The organism is Cupriavidus sp. WGlv3, from assembly GCF_023952475.1.
In the GTDB taxonomy this organism is placed as follows: domain Bacteria; phylum Pseudomonadota; class Gammaproteobacteria; order Burkholderiales; family Burkholderiaceae; genus Cupriavidus; species Cupriavidus phytorum.
Genome location: NZ_JALHRX010000039.1, coordinates 1 through 19,571, shown reverse-complemented (window position 1 = coordinate 19,571; position 19,571 = coordinate 1). Strand labels below are relative to the sequence as shown.

Annotated in this window: 20 protein-coding genes; 13 read left to right on the top strand and 7 right to left on the bottom strand. The window is 52.2% G+C overall.

The genetic code is table 11. The features are described from left to right. Positions 1-307: 307 nt before the first annotated feature. From nifE to MKD38_RS29355, 5 genes are all read left to right on the top strand, one after another. Positions 308-1,678, top strand: coding sequence for a nitrogenase iron-molybdenum cofactor biosynthesis protein NifE (gene nifE / locus MKD38_RS29380; protein WP_012354673.1), 1,371 nt, complete (start codon positions 308-310; stop codon positions 1,676-1,678). A gap of 132 nt (positions 1,679-1,810) precedes the next feature. Continuing rightward, a complete protein-coding gene (gene nifN, locus MKD38_RS29375; RefSeq protein WP_012354674.1) occupies positions 1,811-3,118 on the top strand; it encodes a nitrogenase iron-molybdenum cofactor biosynthesis protein NifN in 1,308 nt (435 codons plus the stop codon). A 99-nt stretch (positions 3,119-3,217) separates the two neighbouring features. Continuing rightward, a complete protein-coding gene (gene nifX, locus MKD38_RS31175; RefSeq protein ID WP_012354675.1) occupies positions 3,218-3,904 on the top strand; it encodes a nitrogen fixation protein NifX in 687 nt (228 codons plus the stop codon). Between the two features lie 19 nt (positions 3,905-3,923). Beyond that, positions 3,924-4,226, top strand: coding sequence for a ferredoxin III, nif-specific (fdxB, locus tag MKD38_RS29360; protein WP_012354676.1), 303 nt, complete (start codon positions 3,924-3,926; stop codon positions 4,224-4,226). An 18-nt stretch (positions 4,227-4,244) separates the two neighbouring features. Then, entirely contained in the window at positions 4,245-4,811 is a 567-nt protein-coding gene (locus tag MKD38_RS29355; RefSeq protein ID WP_081479563.1) for a nitrogen fixation protein NifQ, read from the top strand. Between the two features lie 84 nt (positions 4,812-4,895). On the opposite strand, the gene MKD38_RS29350 is transcribed toward MKD38_RS29355, so the two are convergent. The 7 genes from MKD38_RS29350 to MKD38_RS29320 all read right to left on the bottom strand — a co-directional run bounded on the left by MKD38_RS29350 (position 4,896) and on the right by MKD38_RS29320 (position 10,713). Further along, positions 4,896-5,381 (bottom strand): hypothetical protein, encoded by a 486-nt coding sequence (locus tag MKD38_RS29350; protein WP_012354678.1) that lies wholly within the window; start codon positions 5,379-5,381, stop codon positions 4,896-4,898. Positions 5,382-5,619: 238 nt separating this feature from the next. Next, a complete protein-coding gene (locus MKD38_RS29345) occupies positions 5,620-5,919 on the bottom strand; it encodes a ferredoxin family protein (protein ID WP_012354679.1) in 300 nt (99 codons plus the stop codon). Beyond that, complete coding sequence (locus MKD38_RS29340) at positions 5,916-7,226, bottom strand: FAD-dependent monooxygenase (RefSeq protein ID WP_012354680.1); 1,311 nt, start codon at positions 7,224-7,226, stop codon at positions 5,916-5,918. The genes MKD38_RS29345 and MKD38_RS29340 overlap by 4 nt, the downstream gene beginning before the upstream one ends. Then, on the bottom strand, positions 7,223-8,350 hold the full coding sequence (locus MKD38_RS29335) for an electron transfer flavoprotein subunit alpha/FixB family protein (RefSeq protein WP_012354681.1): 1,128 nt from the start codon (positions 8,348-8,350) through the stop codon (positions 7,223-7,225). Before MKD38_RS29335 ends, MKD38_RS29340 begins: the two co-directional genes overlap by 4 nt. Continuing rightward, positions 8,347-9,195: an electron transfer flavoprotein subunit beta/FixA family protein gene (locus MKD38_RS29330; RefSeq protein WP_012354682.1), complete on the bottom strand. Its 849-nt coding sequence runs from the start codon at positions 9,193-9,195 to the stop codon at positions 8,347-8,349. The genes MKD38_RS29335 and MKD38_RS29330 overlap by 4 nt, the downstream gene beginning before the upstream one ends. Before the next feature lie 15 nt (positions 9,196-9,210). Further along, a complete protein-coding gene (locus MKD38_RS29325; RefSeq protein WP_012354683.1) occupies positions 9,211-9,549 on the bottom strand; it encodes a nitrogenase-stabilizing/protective protein NifW in 339 nt (112 codons plus the stop codon). 108 nt (positions 9,550-9,657) lie between these two features. After that, the gene (locus MKD38_RS29320; protein ID WP_012354684.1) at positions 9,658-10,713 is read right to left on the bottom strand and encodes a hydroxymethylglutaryl-CoA lyase-like TIM-barrel protein; all 1,056 of its coding nucleotides are present in this window, start codon (positions 10,711-10,713) and stop codon (positions 9,658-9,660) included. A gap of 400 nt (positions 10,714-11,113) precedes the next feature. Here MKD38_RS29320 and nifB point away from each other — a divergent pair, with 400 nt between their 5' ends. The 8 genes from nifB (at position 11,114) to nifK (ending at position 19,127) form a co-directional block, all read left to right on the top strand. Then, positions 11,114-12,685 carry a nitrogenase cofactor biosynthesis protein NifB gene (nifB, locus tag MKD38_RS29315; protein WP_012354685.1) on the top strand — a complete coding sequence of 524 codons (1,572 nt, stop codon included), beginning with the start codon at positions 11,114-11,116 and terminating at the stop codon, positions 12,683-12,685. Between the two features lie 84 nt (positions 12,686-12,769). Then, complete coding sequence (locus MKD38_RS29310) at positions 12,770-12,961, top strand: 4Fe-4S binding protein (RefSeq protein ID WP_012354686.1); 192 nt, start codon at positions 12,770-12,772, stop codon at positions 12,959-12,961. 207 nt (positions 12,962-13,168) lie between these two features. Continuing rightward, complete coding sequence (locus tag MKD38_RS29305) at positions 13,169-13,576, top strand: nitrogen fixation protein NifZ (protein ID WP_012354687.1); 408 nt, start codon at positions 13,169-13,171, stop codon at positions 13,574-13,576. Positions 13,577-13,910: 334 nt separating this feature from the next. Continuing rightward, entirely contained in the window at positions 13,911-14,129 is a 219-nt protein-coding gene (gene nifT / locus MKD38_RS29300) for a putative nitrogen fixation protein NifT (RefSeq protein WP_081479548.1), read from the top strand. Between the two features lies 1 nt (position 14,130). Further along, positions 14,131-14,412 (top strand): hypothetical protein, encoded by a 282-nt coding sequence (locus tag MKD38_RS29295; RefSeq protein ID WP_012354689.1) that lies wholly within the window; start codon positions 14,131-14,133, stop codon positions 14,410-14,412. 667 nt (positions 14,413-15,079) lie between these two features. Then, positions 15,080-15,961 (top strand): nitrogenase iron protein, encoded by an 882-nt coding sequence (nifH, locus tag MKD38_RS29290; protein ID WP_012354691.1) that lies wholly within the window; start codon positions 15,080-15,082, stop codon positions 15,959-15,961. Between the two features lie 77 nt (positions 15,962-16,038). After that, positions 16,039-17,499, top strand: a complete 1,461-nt coding sequence (nifD, locus tag MKD38_RS29285; RefSeq protein ID WP_025586731.1) for a nitrogenase molybdenum-iron protein alpha chain — start codon at positions 16,039-16,041, stop codon at positions 17,497-17,499. A 68-nt stretch (positions 17,500-17,567) separates the two neighbouring features. Beyond that, on the top strand, positions 17,568-19,127 hold the full coding sequence (gene nifK / locus MKD38_RS29280; RefSeq protein ID WP_012354693.1) for a nitrogenase molybdenum-iron protein subunit beta: 1,560 nt from the start codon (positions 17,568-17,570) through the stop codon (positions 19,125-19,127). The last annotated feature ends 444 nt before the right edge of the window (positions 19,128-19,571 follow it).

Sequence of the window (19,571 nt, the reverse complement as noted above, 5' to 3'; positions counted from 1 at the left end):
TGCCGTCGCGATCGCGAGGGATGTCTAACCGCAGCGGCCCGTCGTCGGTCAGAACCGTCTTATTACTTGACCACTACAGCCTGGGTGCTTCCCTACACCTATGACAAAAGTTTGTGACAACTCAACGCATTGGTCTACCCTCGAGGAACTTCAAAGTGTCGGGATCGATTCCAACTCTGCGACAGGAGCGGCCATCCACGACAGTCGCGGGAGCGGGCGTGTAGGGCTGCATAACGGTAAATGCATGGCTGCGACGATGGTACGCAACTTGCTGATCTTCGCGAACCGCAGAGCGTATGGAGCCGTTATGTCGCGAAAGGCGAGGGCTGCCGATCTTTTTGACCAACCGAATTGTGCGAAGAACCGGGCCAAGAGCGAGGAAGAGCGAAAGCTGGGCTGCTCAAGGCAGCTTTCACCGGGCGCGGCCGCTGGGGGCTGCGCTTTCGATGGGGCAAAAATTGCACTTCAGCCTGTAGCTGACGTGGCGCACCTCGTGCATGGACCAATCGCATGCGAAGGCAACTCTTGGGACAACCGCCAGGCGGCCTCATCAGGGCCGACGCTCTATCGCACTGGCTTCACGACTGACATCAATGAGTTCGACGTGATCTACGGGGGTGAACGACGTCTATTCCGTAGCGTCCGCGAGATCATTGAAAAGTACAATCCACCTGCGGTCTTTGTTTATCAAACGTGTGTTACTGCGTTAATCGGCGATGACATAGATGCAGTGTGCAAGCAGGCTTCAGTAGAATTCAGTAAGCCAGTTATACCGGTGCACGCGCCTGGGTTCGCTGGATCAAAGAACCTCGGCAATAAGCTTGGCGGCGAGGCGCTTTTGAATTATGTGATAGGTACCCGTGAGCCGGCATATACAACGCCCACAGACATCAACGTAATCGGCGAGTACAACCTGTCAGGCGAGTTATGGCAGGTAAAGCCGCTCTTGGACGAACTTGGCATCCGTCTTTTGTCGTGTATAACTGGCGATGGCCGGTACAGCGATATTGCGAGCGCGCATCGGGCCAGAGCAAACATGGTGGTCTGTTCGAAGTCCATGGTCCATGTGGCAACTAAGATGCAAGAGCGTTATGGGATTCCATACCTTGAGTGCTCATTCTACGGAATTGGCGACACAAGCAACGCTCTCCGCCAGATCGCGAGTCTGTTGGTGCAGCGAGGGGCATCTGGAAAGCTGTTAGACAGTACAGAGCGCCTGATTCAAGCTCAGGAGGAGCGGGCATGGGAGCGGATTGCCACGTACCGTGCGCGTCTTGAAGGTAAACGGGCGCTGCTAATCACAGGTGGCGTGAAATCATGGTCAGTTGTGGCTGCGTTACAGGAGGCCGGCTTAGAAATCATTGGCACAAGCGTGAAGAAGAGTACCAAGGAAGACAAAGAAAGAATCAAAGGGATCCTCGGACAGGACGCGCTCATGTTCGATAACATGACGGCGCGCGAGATGTACAAGCTATTGCACGATGCAAAGGCCGACATCATGCTGTCTGGTGGGCGCTCACAGTTTATCGCATTGAAGGCGCTTATGCCTTGGCTTGACGTAAATCAAGAACGTCATCATCCGTATGCCGGGTATGAAGGGATCGTGGAGTTGATCCGAGAGATAGAGCGTACTATTTACAACCCGGTGTGGCAACAGGTGCGAATCCCAGCGCCGTGAAATAACGGAGGTGAAGTCGACTGGTCAAAAGATTCGCGGCACAGCTAATGTACTCGGAATACTAAGCCGCCACAGAATCCAGGAAGTACATCTCTACGCGTGGCGGCGGTCTAGGAAAGTGAGGAGACCATTATGGCTATCGTGATCCAATCTGAAAAAGCCTGCACGGTAAACCCGTTGAAGACTAGCCAGCCGCTCGGCGCTAGCTTTGCGGCTATGGGGCTTGAGGCCTGTATGCCCGTATTGCACGGCTCACAAGGTTGCACGTCGTTTGCCTTGGTTTTGCTGACGCGACATTTCAAGGAAGCAATCCCGCTGCAGACTACCGCAATGGATGAAATCTCTGCGGTTTTGGGCGGATACGATAATGTCGAGACGGCATTGCTTAACATCCGAAAGCGCGAGGCGCCGAGAATCATTGTGGTCTGTTCAACAGGTCTCACCGAGACCAATGGCGAGGATCTCGATGGTCATCTAAGAGCTATACGCAAAGGTAATCCAGAACTTTTCAATACAGAAATTGTGTATGTCTCGACGCCAGATTATGTTGGCGCTTTCGAGGACGGCTACAGCAAAGCTGTGGTGGAGATTGTCATGGAGCTGGTAGAGCCGCTGCCTGCTATTTATCGACAAATTAGCGTGTTGCCGGGAAGCCATTTATCGCCGCGCGACGTTGAAGAACTACGCGTGATAGTCCAGTCATTTGGCCTAGACCCAATAATCCTCCCTGACATTTCCGGTTCGCTCGATGGCCACTTTGATTCAGAATGGCGTGGCGTAACGCGGGGCGGAACCACGCTCGAACAAATCCGCGCTGCTGGGGCATCTTCTTTCACAATTGGCATTGGAGAGCAGACTCGTGCTGGTGCGCGAGCGTTACAGGAAATATGTGGCACGCCATTTGAAATCTTCGAACGTCTCACGGGTCTAGAACCTAACGATCGATTATTGCGGCTTCTCGCGCAGTTGTCAGGGCGAGCCATTCCAGAGAAGTATCGTCGGCAGCGTGAACAACTTCTGGATGCAATGCTGGACAGTCACTTCTATACGGGGGGTATAAAGGTTGCGATTGGTGCAGATCCGGACATGCTCCTTTCGGTTGGGTCACTGCTGCACGAGCTAGGGGCAGAACTATCAGTCTGCGTCAGCACGACCCCATCTCCAGCGCATGCGCTTTTGCCCGCAAGCGAAGTAGTGCTGGGCGACTTGGAAGACATGGAACGTGCGGCTGGCAATTGCGACGTGCTAATCACTCACTCGCATGGCCGCCAAATGGCTGCGCGACTCGGTAAGCCGCTGATGCGCGTAGGCTTCCCCGTATTCGACCGCGTCGGAAATGCACATCGATGTCAGATAGGATATCGAGGCACGATGGACCTGATTTTCGAGATTGCAAATCTGATGCTCGAGCGAATCCAGTTCCGCGCACCGAAGGATTAGCCCCTATCCACGATCAATACCCATCGCGCTCCGGAAACACCGGTGATCTGATCTCAAGGTTTCCTCCAGCCACTATGTGATCCTACAAGGAGACGGCACATGAAAATCGCCTTCGCTACGCAAGATAAGGAGCATGTTGACGCCCACTTTGGGTGGGCGAAACATATACTCGTCTATGACGTGACAGCCGCCGCGCACAGGTTCATCCAGGCTTTCGATTTCAGCGACACGCCACAGAAGCACGACAACGAAGAGAAACTGGGTCAAAGGCTTGAAGCAATCCATGACTGCGCGATATTGTACGTCGCCGCGATTGGAGGTGCCGGAGCCGCGCGGGTTGTTGCGCTGAAGATCCACCCTATCAAGGTGGCAAAGGCGGAGCCTATTGAAACGATCCTTAGAAAGCTGCAGGAGGTGTTGAAGGGGACGCCGCCTCCGTGGTTAAGGAAGGTGATCAAGAAGGATTCGGGCACGGCATACGATTTGGGCGCGGACGACGGGTTAGCGAATAATCGCGCCTACCTCAAAGAGAAGGACTATCCTCCGCCACAAATAACTGTTGGTGCTGAAACTGACAGCGAAGACAGGATAGATGACCCTGAGGCAACAAAAGCTCGTTTGAAAAGATTGAACACGCTTGCGGTGCAAGCCAAGATGGATCTACACGATTTATCCGAAGAGTTGCCGGCCAGTTGGGAGAAAATTTTAGTGGTTGCCAGACGCTGCCACGAAATCCACGCCGCGTTGATGGAGGCGCGGAAAACCGCCGGCTTGGCTTATAAGTGAATATCGCGAGAATGCAAACGTGAATGACAACTTTACTGTAGTGCTACCAAGTGGCGCGATCTGGACACCGAGCTTCGTAAATTCTATCGATCATCATAATTGTATCGGCTGTGGCCGATGTTTTCGTGTGTGTTCGCGCGGTGTCCTTCAATTGGTTGGAGTGAGCGAGGATGGCAGCCATATTTCCCTTGAGGGGGAGAACGAGAATGAGGAGGAGCTTGAGAAGAAGGTTATGACAATCTTGCATCGCGAGTATTGCATAGGTTGCACCGCTTGCGCGAAGATTTGTCCAAAAAAATGTTATACGCACGCGCCTGCTTAGGCCTTTGTTATGACGAAGATGAATTTTCACAGTACCCTAATGCGTCACGCGGTAGATGACGACGACTGCACGGTGCTGACGCTAGCTGGCGCCATTTCGTCGACGTTAGAGGAAGGAAATGTACATGGCCTCCCCATAATAGGACTTGACGCCAATGAAACTAGGTGGCTGCTTGCACACTGGTTTCCAGGTGCCGAGTATGCCTTATCTTTGGAGCTAAATAGGGAGGCAAACGCGCCAGACCCGATGTACTATGACGAAGTCGAAGAACTCGTAGCCTTGCTTGAGGCACACGCAGATCCGAGTGCCGGTACACCCATCGAGGTGCGCTGTGTTTCTCATGCATTGGCTTGCGGGTGTTTGAAAGACAAACATCTCTGGCAAAACTTACGCCTTCCATCCCGGGCCGCGCTGTTAGAGGTTCTGAGGTACTGGTTTCCCATGCTTGCCGAAAAGAACGTCCATGGAATGAAGTGGAAAAAGTTCCTCTACAAACAGCTATGTGAGCGTGATGCGCTATACGTGTGCAGGGCTCCGAGTTGCAGTGTTTGCCCCAGTTTCGGAGACTGTTTTGGGCCTGAATGACGAAAAAATAATCGCTTTTTACAAGTAGAGAACTGTCAGGGCCGGAACATATAAAAAGGATAAGGAGACTCATATCAGTTGGCGTTATCTCAATGGTGAACGAGCGAGAAAGGAATCAACGATATCTAAACCGATGCTGTTGTCGGGGTCCAGGCAGCGAAGTTTGTTCATCAGTTGGAGCGCCATGGCATGCTCGCCAAGCCGTATACTAAATAACGTCTGGGCTTTTAGGGTAAAGAGCCAGAAGCGAGCAGGGCCTGAAATAGTGAAGTCAGCGTCGCCAGGCCATACTGCCCGCCAATCAATGTTGATAGACGCCTGGCGCGCAGCAGCTACCAGGGCTTTGCCTGCGACTTCCCGCGCTTTTCGAAGCTTGCCGCAGCTTGCTTGTAACTTATACAGCATATAGTACGGTGGTAAGCAGGTGGGGAAGGAAAGAACTGTCGTCCATAAAATTACTTCCGCATCGTCATTTCCCCCTTCCGGAATTGTATTAATCAACTGCATGCCCGGGGGAGTGGCAGTGCTGCCAAAAAATTCGGCTAATTCGATATCGGTAATGAGGTTCATTCTTCTCTCCTGCAAGGTGGGGCGCCGGATGGTGTCTTTGCTTCCAGGCTGATGCGATGACCGCCGGAATGGTGAGTTGGGCGCACGTGCATCATAAAGAAGCAGTCCATACAGAAGGCCACTTGGATTAACGTCTCAGACGGTATGCAGGATTCAGCTTAGGGAAGAAGTTCTGAGATTATTTGTAAATGTGGCGCAGCAGTATGGTCAATACTGCTCATTTCATTGCGCTGTGGACTCAGCCGAACTTGAACTGGATGCCATGTCCGCCTCGCGGGTATTCCCATTCGACGTTACTGTGGTCGGTGCAGAGAATGCGGCAACTGCCGCATTCGAGGCAGCCGTCGGTAATGAGCGTAACGGCACCGTTGGTCTCAATGCGATAGCAAGAGGCTGGGCAGATGTAGGTGCAGCTTTTGTCGGCACAGTTATTGGCGCATACCTCCGCGTTCTTGACATGGATATGTGGCCTACCTACATCCACGCGATAGCGGTTTTGATATAGCTTTTCTTCGATGTTGACTATTACTTTTCTCATCGAAATGCCCTCCAGAGTTTGTACGCGTCGCCAAGAAGGCCGGGCAGAGTCCGGCTCTTTCGAAACTTTCCGATGATTTCATGTTTTTTCGTCGTCTTATCGATGCCGTCCACGGTAATCATCGTACGTGCTGCGAATGCGAGCAGGTCAGGATACGTCGTAAAGAACTGGGGGTTCTGTCGGAGGATCTCTGGCATGTGGCGATATTTGTGTAAATCTTTTATCACGAAGCTCCTATCGAGCGCGCTCTTGTACGCAGAAAGTACCTCGGCGCGGTAGCCACGACCCATGGCCTTTGCTCGAATTGCCGTTTCAGCAGCAAGGCGGCCTGTCGTCATTGCTAGGTTAGACCCCTCTCGATGCGCGGAATTGACGAAGCCTCCGGAATCGCCCACTATCATCCATCCATTGCCATATACTTTTGGAATCGTATTGAAGCCACCTTCTGGAATCAGATGTGCACAGTACTCCTTCATTTCGCCTCCATCAATTAGCGGCGCTATCGAGGGGTGGTGCTTCATCTTTTCGAGCAACTCATAAGGGCTCATGCGGTGTACGGAATTCTTGAAGTCACTTAACATGCAACCAACGCCGATGGTCAGGGATTCTCTATTTGTATAAAGAAAGCCCGTGCCCGTCATGCCATTGGTGATGCGGCCGACCATTTCAATAGCGACGCCTTCGTCCCCTGAAACGTTAAAGCGCTGGCGAATGGTTTCCTCGGGAAGAAAGAGAATCTCTTTGACAGCGAGCGCAACGTTATGCGCTTCAATTTCGCTGTGAAATTTTGCCTTTCGGGCGAGAGTTGAGTTGACGCCATCTGCGAGAATCACAATGTCTGCATACACGTCACCCTCCTCCCGGTCGCAGTGAACGCCGACAACTTGATCTCCATCCATAATCAGTTGATTCACCGTCGTCTCGCAGATGAGAAATCCGCCGGCCTCTCGGACCTTTGATGAGAACCATTTATCGAATTGAGCGCGGATAATGGTGTAACGGTTGTACGGTGGTTTGTTGTAGTCGTCGCTTCGTACGTGCGTGCCTACGAACGACGTATCGTCGAGCATCCACATGCGTTGCTCAATGATGTGCCGCTCGAGCGGTGCGTCGTCGCGAAATTCTGGGATAATTTGTTCGAGGGCATTCGCATAGAGAATCGCTCCCTGAACGTTCTTACTGCCCGGATACTCACCGCGCTCAACTTGGAGAACCTTTAGACCGGCCTTGGCCATCAAGTAGGCAGCGGCGTTTCCGGAAGGGCCTGCGCCAACGACAATTACGTCAAAACGCAAAGGTTCTGTCATTTGACTACCCTCATATGTCTGGACTTATGCTGCGCCAAGTGATCCTCGCAAGCTTGAGTCAATGCAGGCAGTAGTTGCATGGCATCTCCTACGATACCGTAATGCGCGTAGTCGAAGATTGGTGCGTTTTCATCAGTGTTGATGGCCACGATCACGTCAGAACTTTCCATCCCGACGCGATGCTGGATGGCACCGGAAATTCCTGCGGCGATGTAAAGTTTTGGTCGAACGGTTTTACCCGTTTGCCCTACTTGGCGCTCGGCTTCGACCCAGCCAGCTTGCACGCAGGGGCGAGTCGCACCCACTTCGCCGCCGAGGACACGCGCCAGATTGAAGACCAGCTTGAAGTTTTCAGGGTTCTTAAGGCCCTTTCCCCCACTTACAATCACATCCGCATAAGGAAGGTTAATCTTATTGCTTTTTGAATCGGCAATAAAATTGAGCAACTTCGTCACGATGTCGGACTCGATCATACCTAGTTGCTCATGAATAATCTCTCCGCAACGGCCGGTCTGAACTGGCGGCATCGCCATTACGCGCGGACGGACCGTCGCCATCTGAGGTCGGCATGCAAGTGTCATGATCGTACAAAGAAGTGAGCCACCGAAGGTTGGACGAGTGGCCGCAAGAGCGCGCGAGGTAGAGTCTATGCTCAAGCTAGTGCAATCGGCCGTCAGCCCCGTCGAAAGAGTCGTTGCCACAGAGCCGGCAAGATCTCGACCCATAGTGGTCGCCCCGAGAAGCAGGATCTCCGGACGATATTTGCTAACTAGATCGGTCAATCCTTTCGTGAATGGTTCATTCCGATACCCCAGCAACACGGGATCGTGGATCACATACGCCTTATTTGCACCGAAACCAAATGCTTCAGTTGCAAACTGCTCAAGGGGCTCTTCAGGGCCGCCGAGCGCGACAATTGCTACCTCACTGCCCAGCTTGTCTGCGAGCTTATATGCCTCTCCTAGGAGCTCCCACGACACGCTATGAACCTGACCCTGATCGTGTTCAAGGAACACCCATACACCCTTGTAAGTTTTCAGGTGCTCAGGCAACTCAAGGTGGCGGTTGCTGCCCCTTCTAACGGTGGTGTTCGGCATATTGTGTGAACTAACGGGGGAATTCATGAGAACCTCTTCATTAACAGGTCTGCCTCCAATGTTGGATGACGGGCCAGGATCTTTTGAACAAGTTTGTGGGAGACTTCGCGGAGGTTCGCGGCACCCACTTCCAGAATTTCGGCTTTCTCGTCCTTTTGCGCTGGGCCGAAGACTTTGCTGACTACGGTGGGCGAGCCTTTGAGCCCAATCCTATTCAAGTCAGTGATGCCGGCTTGTTCTCGATTCCATTTGCGTATCGGAACCGCCGCCGCGTGTATCATCGCGGGGAGTGTTGCAAAACGTAATTCGTTCGTGTTCTCAAGCATCGTTATGAGACAAGGCAGCGTGGTCTGAAGCACTTGCACGCCTCCTTCCGCACGACGCTCGACGACGATTGAACGCTTATTTAAATCCGTTTCAACGATCCTTGATACATAGGTAAGCAGTTGGAAGCCGAGCCGTGTCGCAATACCAGGTCCGACTTGCGCAGTGTCGCCATCGATGGTCTGCTTACCGGTAAAGACCATATCCACTGTTTGTTGAGTCGTGATCTTTTGGATGGCAGCGGCAAGCGCGTAGGACGTCGCAAGCGTATCAGCTCCGGCGAAAGCGCGGTCGGTAATGAGTATGGCATCGTCAGCGCCGAAGCTGATGCACTTGCGTAGCGCGTCCTCGGCCTGGGGCGGCCCCATGCATAGCGCCGTGAGTCGTCCGCCGAAGCGGTCCTTCAGCCGTAACGCCTCCTCTAGTGAGAAGAGGTCGTATGGGTTGATGATAGCTGGAACGCCTTGGCGCATTATTGTATTGGTCACCGGATGCACCCGAATCTGCGCTGAATCGGGGACTTGCTTGATACAGACAACAATATGCATGGTTCCTTCTCCGCGTCAGACGGTGTCGCGCTTTCCCACCGAAGCGCGAAGGTTGTCAAGGCTAACGTACCTTCGTGCTTCTGCCTCCCCAAAACACCTGAAAACCTTCTGTTCCGCTGGCGTTGACGACACGAAATCGTTGTAGGCTTTGAGCAACAAGCTGCGATAAAACTCGAACAGCGCGGTGCCGTTGTCCAAGGGAGGCTCTTCTTGTTGCTCGATGTACTGGAGGAACCTTTTTAGGATATGTAGACGGCTAACGTTCAAAACTGTTTCGTCGAATGCGATGTCAAAATGCCGAAAAAAGTCCTCAGTCGAAGAGAGGTGTTGCTGCTGATGGAGGTGTCCTTGCATATCTTTGAAGTAGGTTAAAAATAGGGTGTGTGACGTAGATGCGGGCCGCGCTATTTCGACGGGCCGACGTTTATTGTTAGCTAACGCTACATGGACAACCTATGGTCGCTAAGAATAGGAATCATTGGCTTTGCTTGATATCTCCGGCGCCTGCTCGCGTTGTCGCGATAACAACATTTTTGTAACTACTCGGTCCTGGAAAACGGCCTCAGAGTTACCCGAATCTTTGTAATCTGGGTGCGGATGCGTCTTAGCAGGCAATGCATCGTGCTTGTCGCATCGTCTCAGCCGGGAATCGAAATGGGATACGCGGGAGTGTGTATCCCAACGCCTAACTCGATGGGAGCACATATGCGTTCTTATTTTTTTCGACGGCACTGCCCAGTGAGACGAATCTTGGGCAAGAGAAGAGATCTGGACGAACGTATTACTATCGACACCTGTATCCTGCTCAATCAAATGCCGTGAACCCGTCACGACTTCCTTGAGCGCTGCCTTGCCCTTCGGGTGAACCATGCCATTTACCGCTGGGCTCACATGTGGGGCGCTGGAGTTGAGCGCAGCTAGTGTATGTGCGGTAGCGAGACCGACATCATGTTGCAAATAGATTTCTACATCGTGCAGCCTTGCAATGAGGTCGTAGGCCGAAAACTGGAGAATTGCACCAACTTTGTTGGAGAATTGGATCCACTGTTCACCATACATCCTCGGGCGCAGCGCGACTTCCACAAGGAATGAAGGGTGCGGACGCGCAAGGTTTGCCATACGAATAGAGCTTCCTGTGTGGCATTCCTCTATCTTCCGGATAAGGTACGCGATCAGAGATAATGCCAAAATTCGCGACAGCCGCAGATGGTTAAAATAGCGATCGGAAACGGAGATGGACAAGTATACAAACTCAGCTTTGCAGCACAGGGCAGCGATTTGCTTGGTGTCTGTCGAGCAGCCGGAAATTGTTGTTGCCGGCTTGAGGTTTATGTCCCCAGTAGCATCGATAAGCGTTATCTCCTCATCACCCATTGCAAATATTGCTGTAAGCAGCTCCGGAATTTCTCCATGCGCGAGTATGCCGGCAATCGCACAATTTTCTTCTATCCGATAAAGGCTCATTGCGGGCCGTTTTAGGCCGGACAATGTTCTCTCGATAATAATCGGTTTAAGCATCGCGGTAGTTGCCTTTGCGCTTCATTGGTCCTACACGGTCGAGCAAGCGTTGTGCCAGCCGAGTTCAATAAGCTGGAGCGCTATCTTCAAGAGCGGCAGCGGCGACGCTGTCAGTAAACGTTGGGGGCTTCGCACATTTTTCGTGTCGCGAATGTCTCTGTCCGGACAAGCTGCTGGGTGCCGAGAAGAGGGAGCCGTATTAGGCCAATTTAGCTACCCTGTTTTCGCAGTGAGCTTCGAGCTGGCTTCAACCCACACGCAAGACGAATGCGCTGCTGTCGAACTTATAGAACGCCGGCAGATGCTGCGCCCTCATACCGGTCGAGATGCTCCTTGCGCGATGGCACGGATTTCGCTTTTTGGCGGATGTACAACTACTCTCGATGTGAAGGAAAGAGTTATGCGAAATAGGGCGTGCACGCGACCATCGGCTGCCTGTTTTGAAGGCGGGGAGAAAGTTGTGCCCCTAATGCCAACTAGCAGAACATCGGCCCTACGGGGCGAGGGTACTCCGTCTGTTGGAGCCAGCGTGTTGAAGTGCGAGTCGCCTGGAGAGGCCGAGGGGATGCGGCCGGGGGTGTGGGATAAGATAAAAGATCATCCGTGCTACTCAGAGGAAGCGCATCACCATTACGCGCGCATGCATGTAGCGGTTGCGCCCGCCTGCAACATTCAGTGCAACTACTGTAACCGCAAGTACGACTGTTCAAACGAGTCGCGACCTGGCGTTACGTCGAGAAAGCTGACGCCAGAGCAGGCAGTGAAGAAGGTGATGGTTGTCGCGAGTCGCATACCGCAACTGACGGTGGTGGGTGTTGCTGGGCCCGGTGATTCGCTCGCGAGCCCAGGAACCACGTTTGAGACGTTCCGTTTGCTTAAGGAGCGAGTTCCCGATGTCAAACTATGTCTCTCAACCAATGGCCTCGCGTTGCCTGACTTTGTGGATGACATCTGCCGATACAACATTGATCATGTGACAATAACCATCAACATGATCGATCCGGTTGTCGGGGCAAGAATTTACCCGTGGATTTTTTGGAACCGTCGCCGGTTGACAGGGACGGACGCCGCGTGCGTGTTGCATGAGCGGCAGATGCAAGGGCTCGAGATGCTAACAGAACGAGGCGTACTGACGAAAATTAATTCGGTGTTGATTCCGGGTATTAACGATAAACATTTGATTGAGGTAAATCGTGCTGTGAAACAGCGAGGTGCGTTCCTTCACAACATTATGCCGCTAATCTCCGACCCGTCGCACGGTACGTACTTCGGCCTGCACGGACCACGAGGACCTACCTCCCGTGAATTGAGGACAGTACAGGAAGCTTGTTCGGGCGGTCTGAAATTGATGCGGCATTGCCGGCAGTGCCGAGCGGACGCGGTAGGACTCTTGGATGAGGATCGCGGTGCCGAGTTTTCACTGGAGAGTATCGAGCAGATGGATATCGGCTATGACCGAAACATCCGCCAAGAGTACCAGTTCCGCACGGAGACTGAGCTCATGGCGCAACGTGAGGCAAAGCGGGAAGTGCCAGCCTTAACCAAGGTCAGGAAAGCGACAGGAGCACTGAAGGTCAATATCGCCGTTGCAACGAAAGGCCGGGGTCGCGTGAATGGGCACTTTGGGAATATCTCTGAGCTAAAAATCTTCGAAGTTAGCGCCTCTGGCGCGCACTTTGTGGGTTACCGCCGGGTTGAATTGTATTGCCAAGGGGGGTACGGTGACGATGAACGACTAGTACGTATCATACGCGCGATCAACGATTGTCATGCCATTTTTGTGGCGAAAATTGGTATCTGTCCGCGTAAGGAACTCGCCGATGCGGGCATCGAGTCGGTGGAGCAGTACGCGGGGGAAATTGTTGAGGTCGCAGCACGATCTTGGTTCAATGATTACTCAAGCCGTGTGGCTGGTGGCGGATCGCTGCGTAAACATTGCGACGAGACGCATGATCAGGCAAAGGATGTCTAAAAGGCTCCAACGACCGTTTGATGTGCAAAGGCCATGCAAGCGCGGAGGAGTAGTACCGTACTTTAAATTGTAAGGAGCGTATCTATGGCCTTGAAGATTATTGCCTCAGCCTGCACCGGCTGCTCGGCGTGCGAGGCGCAGTGCCCAAATGCTGCCATTAGTGAGAAAGGTGACGTGTTGGCAATTGATCCTAAGAAGTGCACTATGTGCGAGGGACTCGATTTTCCGCAGTGTCTGTCGGTGTGCCCCGTGGACGATTGCATAGTAACGGCTTAGCCTGGCCATAGCGCTCTTCTTGAAGGCGTGTTTATCGATCTGGTTCATTTCATGGCTCAAGCCTTACCGGTAGCGAAACTATGAATTGCCGGAAAATATGGAACTAGGATCCGTCGGCGTTACATCGTCGGTGGGGTGCGAACATGCTTCTATAGTGGAGGGCAAGTTTGTGGATGCTAATTTAGAGACTGATCTCGGGGAAAGGCGATGTCGAGGCCAAAGCAGCTCTTATGTAACTCCGAGAGGGGTGACACCGTTGAAATAGCCTTTGAACCTAGGTTTGAGGTTGGCGAGCGCGTAATCGCACGGTCGATGGTTCGCAATGATGGTACGTTTTTTGGGAAAAGCATTGGCGAAGTTATCGTGAATAAAGGAGATATTGGCTACGTCACTAGAATCGACACCTTTCTGCAACGATTCTACATCTATGCTGTTCACTTCGTCGCGGATGATCGTCGCGTTGGCATGCGCGCAAGAGAACTCTGCACTCTGGACTACTTAAATGAAGGCGTATGCGCGCCTATACGTGACCACATCGCGGGTCCACCGTCCATCACAGACGGGGGAATTTTTGACGGGGCCGTTCTAAATTCCAAGGGGGGAGTCGATCGCTAAAAGGTGCCGGCGTGCTGTTGTATGGAATCCAGACGAACCGGCGGTATTTTGCCGGCTAAGAGAAACTGCCTGTTGTCGCTGTTGTCGCGCAAGAGATCGATTCCCCGGCGAGATGTGGCGGAACCAGACCAAACGGGTAAGCTGTCCTTACAGGTCCTTTTGTACGTAATGAGTCGATTATGCTTGTCGGGGCAATGACAAAATGTGTGTGGTTTGTCTGGAGAATTTTTCAATACGCGAAGGTCAATGCATGGCGGTGAACCTGACAAATCCTTTGTAACGGAGTGTTTGCCATACACTGTGTTTCCAGTTTCTCCGTTTTTGGAGGCCAAAAATGAAAATTATGATTCGAAAGGATATTACAGGTACACTTAAGGCATATCTGCCAAGAAAGGACCTTGAAGAGCCGATAGTTTCCATGACGAAGGATCAAATGTGGGGCGGCCTCGTTAAGCTTGGGAATGGTTGGCAGTTTCAGTTACCAGAGATGGCGCCAGATACTAGGCTTCCAGTGACTGTCGAAGCTAGAAGAGTTGATTCTGGAGGCAAATGACATGGCGCTCACTGGCGATCAGATCAATATTATAACGGAATTGATTCGCAAGGAATCATCACTTCCCGAAGTTGCGGCTAAGTGGCAAAGCTGCTATCCGGATGTTCGTGCAATCCGGGTGAGCGATCTCGAAATGCGGTACGAAAGACCGGTTATAGAATTGGCTGGGCGGCGCGTCTATTTTGGTGCATCCACGGGCGTCTGCATTTCTATAACATCGGAGCCAAGCCACGCGAATATGCTGATCCTCACGGAAAATTGGGCATCCAATGAAGATGGATAACATTACCATAATATTTGAATGGGGGATTTCATAACTGAATGGATTTCATCTTTACTAAGTGAGGAAATGGCCTCTCATAGACGACCATAATGGTTTAAAAGTTGGCTAAACAACGGCTAAGTCGACCTCGGGGTCTCTTCTCTAGGACCTCTCGAATGTACGACGACTCTCCGTACGTGGTTACGATGGATTTCCAAAAAAAGCATAAGGTATTCTACATTACCGCTGGGCACGGCGTTTGCCGTTCAGTTTTACGAAATTGTCCGATGGCTAGCGTGAAGCTGCCAAACACGTCTCTGTTTCACACAGGCTGTGCCAGCCTTAATGATTCAAGTTAATAGGTCAGTGGGGGCGACGCGAGGGCGTGTTAGTTGCCAAGCGACGTATTTCGACACAGTGCGATCGGTTTGTCAGTATCGCGACGCGGACCATGGTTCATAGTTAGGGCTACAACAAGTTCCGGAAAGCCGCGATTTCGCGGGTTTTCTGGAGTTCTTAGCGACATGGCACGAAAGCTGCGCTAACGCGGTCGCGCGGACACGAGCTGGCCGATGCGTGCTTTTGAAAGAAGAAGACCATAGGGAAACACCGCAGACTGAGGACATGATCGTGGCCTTGCAAACCATGGTTTTCTAGCTACACCTTCAATTCAAAATGGAGTATCACAATGTCTAACCTTCGGCAAATTGCCTTTTATGGTAAAGGTGGCATCGGCAAGTCGACTACCTCGCAGAACACGCTAGCGGCGCTGAGCGACCTCGGGCAGAAGATTCTCATCGTTGGGTGTGATCCAAAGGCGGACTCCACACGGCTTATTTTGCATGCTAAAGCACAGGATACAATCCTCTCGCTTGCGGCTGAAGCGGGATCCGTCGAGGATCTTGAACTGGATGACGTAATGAAGATTGGTTACAAGGACATCCGATGTGTCGAGTCGGGGGGGCCTGAACCGGGGGTTGGCTGCGCAGGCAGAGGTGTTATAACGTCAATCAATTTCCTGGAAGAGAACGGCGCGTATGACGGTGTTGATTACGTTTCCTATGATGTGCTCGGCGATGTCGTCTGTGGCGGTTTCGCGATGCCAATACGTGAAAACAAGGCCCAAGAGATCTACATTGTTATGTCTGGCGAGATGATGGCGATGTACGCCGCAAACAACATTTCTAAAGGAATTTTGAAGTACGCAAATAGCGGCGGCGTGCGCTTGGGTGGGTTGATCTGTAACGAGCGAAAGACGGACAAGGAACTTGAGCTAGCAGAATCGCTGGCGGAGATGCTAGGCACGAAGTTGATACACTTCGTGCCTCGCGACAACGTAGTCCAGCATGCAGAACTGCGTCGAATGACCGTCATTGAGTATGCGCCAGACTGCGCTCAGGCAGGGGAGTATCGTGCGCTTGCCGAGAAGATCCATAACAATGGCGGAAATGGTGTTATTCCGACGCCAATCACGATGGACCAGTTGGAGGATCTCTTGATGGCGAAGGGGATTCTGGTGCAGATCGACGAGTCAAAAGTTGGGAAGACTGCGTCAGAACTTACTGCCTAGTCAGGCTTGAACGACAGCCGCCGTGCACGCACGGCGGCTATTTGCGACGAGCATGTTGATTACCTATGGACTACGCGATGACCACGACGGTTGAGGAACGGAAGGCCGCTAACAAGGCCCTCATTGACGAAGTGCTACGGGCTTACCCTGAAAAGATGGGAAAACGACGGGCCAAGCACCTAAGTTCATTCGAGGAAGGCAAGCCAGATTGCGGGGTGAAGTCGAATATCAAGTCGCTGCCTGGGGTCATGACGATTCGCGGGTGCGCGTATGCTGGATCAAAGGGCGTGGTATGGGGGCCGATCAAAGACATGATCCATATAAGCCATGGGCCCGTTGGCTGTGGCCAGTACTCATGGGGATCGCGTCGCAATTACTACGTTGGCACCACGGGCATCGATACGTTCGTTACTATGCAGTTCACCTCTGATTTCCAGGAGAAGGACATAGTGTTCGGAGGTGACAAGAAGCTTGACAAGATCATTGATGAGATACAGCAATTGTTTCCGCTCAACAAGGGGATTTCTATTCAGACAGAATGTCCGATTGGTCTTATCGGCGACGACATTGAGGCTGTCTCAAAGAAGAAGAGTAAGGAGTATGGCGGGCACACCGTCGTACCTGTGCGCTGCGAGGGTTTCCGTGGTGTGTCGCAGTCACTCGGTCATCATTTGGCAAACGACGCGATCCGCGACTTTGTGTTCGATGCTCACTCCAATAAGCGTCTCGCGCTTGAATCGACACCCTATGACGTTGCTATCATAGGCGACTACAACATTGGGGGAGACGCGTGGTCAAGTCGAATTCTTCTTGAAGAGATGGGTTTGCGGGTCATCGCACAGTGGTCGGGTGACGGTACATTGGCGGAACTAGAGAACACCCCAAGGTCAAAGCTGAATTTGTTGCATTGTTACCGATCGATGAACTACATCAGTCGACACATGGAAGAAAAGTATGGCATCCCATGGGTAGAATATAATTTTTTTGGTCCCACAATGATTGAGAAAAGCTTGCGTGAAATTGCAGGTCGATTTGATGATGCGATTATGGAAAATGCAGAAAAGGTGATCGCTAAATACCGCAAGGTATCTGATGCCGTCACTGCGAAATATAAGCCTCGGTTGCAAGGTAAAAAGGTGATGCTCTTTGTAGGTGGATTACGCCCGCGGCACGTTGTAGGGGCATACGAGGATCTAGGCATGGAGGTTATCGGAACGGGGTATGAGTTTGCACACAATGACGATTACCAACGAACGACGCATTATCTAAAGGATGGCACACTCATCTATGATGATGTGACGGGGTACGAATTTGAAAGATTCGTAGACCGGGTGCGCCCCGACCTTGTCGGTTCTGGTATCAAAGAGAAGTACGTATTCCAGAAAATGGGTGTACCGTTCCGTCAAATGCATAGCTGGGATTACTCAGGCCCTTATCACGGCTACGACGGATTTGCGATATTCGCCCGTGATATGGACATTGCCATCTCAAGTCCTGTATGGAACCTCGCGAAGACGCCGTGGAAAGATCGAACATGAGCACAGAGATCGCAGCGGCGGGCGCGTCTAGCGAACGTTTATTTGGAACTTACGTACAGGAGTGAGTGATGCCACAATCGACTGACAAAATTCTCGACCATGAACTACTCTTCCGGGAGCCGGAATACAGGGCGCTCTTTCAGAATAAGAAGAAAGAGTTTGAATTTAAGGATCCCGAGGAAAAGATAAGGGATTTTTCCGAATGGACTAAGACAGAAGACTATAAGAAAAAGAACTTCGCAAGAGAATCACTGACTGTGAATCCGGCCAAGGCGTGTCAGCCACTTGGAGCCGTGTTTGTAGCAAACGGCTTTCACAAGACACTTCCATTCGTTCATGGTTCTCAAGGCTGCGTTGCATACTACCGTTCACATTTCTCAAGGCATTTCAAGGAGCCGACTTCGTGTGTGAGTTCCTCTATGACTGAGGATGCGGCGGTGTTCGGCGGCCTGAACAACATGATTGATGGGCTGGCTAACGCGTACAACCTTTACAAGCCCGAGATGATTGCTGTATCCACAACATGCATGGCGGAGGTGATCGGGGACGACCTCGATGCATTCATCAAAAACAGCAAGCAGAAGGGCAGCGTCCCTGAAGATTACGACGTGCCCTTCGCCCACACGCCAGCATTTGTCGGTAGTCACGTGACGGGTTATGACAATGCGCTACTGGGCATCCTGAAGCACTTTTGGGGCGGTAGGGCAGGAACGTCCAACCCGCTGGTACGAATGCCTGACGACAGTGTGAACTTCATCGGCGGCTTTGATGGCTTTGTCGTCGGAAACATGCGCGAAATCAGGAGAATATTTGATCTGTTCGGCGTAAAAGTGAACATTATCTGCGACCCGTCGGAAACCTGGAACACACCTACGGATGGCGTGTTCAGAATGTATCAAGGTGGGACAACGAAAGAGGAGGTGGAACGCGCACTGAACGCTAAAGCAACATTCGTTTTCCAGGAGTTCTGCTGCGAACGAACAAGTAAGTTTATCGCTGAACAGGGTCAGGATGTCGTGGTTTTAAATGCGCCAGTTGGCGTTGGTGGCACTGACCATTTCCTTATGGAGATTTCACGGGTGACCGGTAAGCCGATACCAGCTGAACTGGAAAAGGAGCGAGGTCAACTCGTAGACGCTATGGCGGACAGTCAGGCAAGCCTCCATGGTAAGCGGTACGCATTGTATGGTGATCCGGACCAGATGCTGGGATACACCCAATTTCTCCTCGAGATTGGGGCTGAACCAAGCCACGTGTTATCGACAAACGGTAACGATGCTTGGGCTGAGAAAGTGCAGGCGTTGCTCGATGCGTCGCCATATGGTGTAGGATGCAAAGTCTATCCGAAGCGTGACCTCTGGCACCTGCGCTCTTTGTTATTCACGGAGCCGGTGGACTATCTGATCGGCAACACATACGGAAAATACTTGGAGCGCGATGCCGGGACACCTCTCGTTCGGCTCGTGTTTCCAATTTTTGACCGTCACCACTATCATCGGTACCCTACTTGGGGATACGCTGGCGGTCTGCGCATTCTTATGGCGCTACTGGATGAATATTTTGAAGCCTTGGACGCTAGCACTATTGCTGTTTCGGAGACCGACTACAGCTATGACATTGTTCGGTGAACGAACTGCGTAGCCTATCGAAGGTCTAATAGCCAAACGGCTCTTCGTTTTTGCGTGAGGATTTTGAATCGGATAAGCAAGAAACTCGTCTTTGGGGAAAGCGAATGAGTGATCGCTCGCTCCGAGCGGCTTTCTTCCTGCCGATAGCCATTGAGATGAGCTCTGTTGGGAGCGGGCGCGGTAGTCTCACGTGTGAAGGCGCTTGTTCAACGTACGTTCCTTAGCTGCTTGTCCGACAGGCTTTCCCTCAGTGCGGGCGTGGTTACGGTGGTGGACGTGTATGCCTTTTGGAGGCGCGGGAATTTATGCGGGCGGCGCGGACCTGTCCGCATTCTTTATGTGCGGGAGGTTTTTTAATTCTGTTAGCCTCGACGAGATTGACCTATTTCCGCTGCAGGCGGTGCGTGCCCGCTCCAATGGGAAGCGAGACTACGAGCCAGCGGG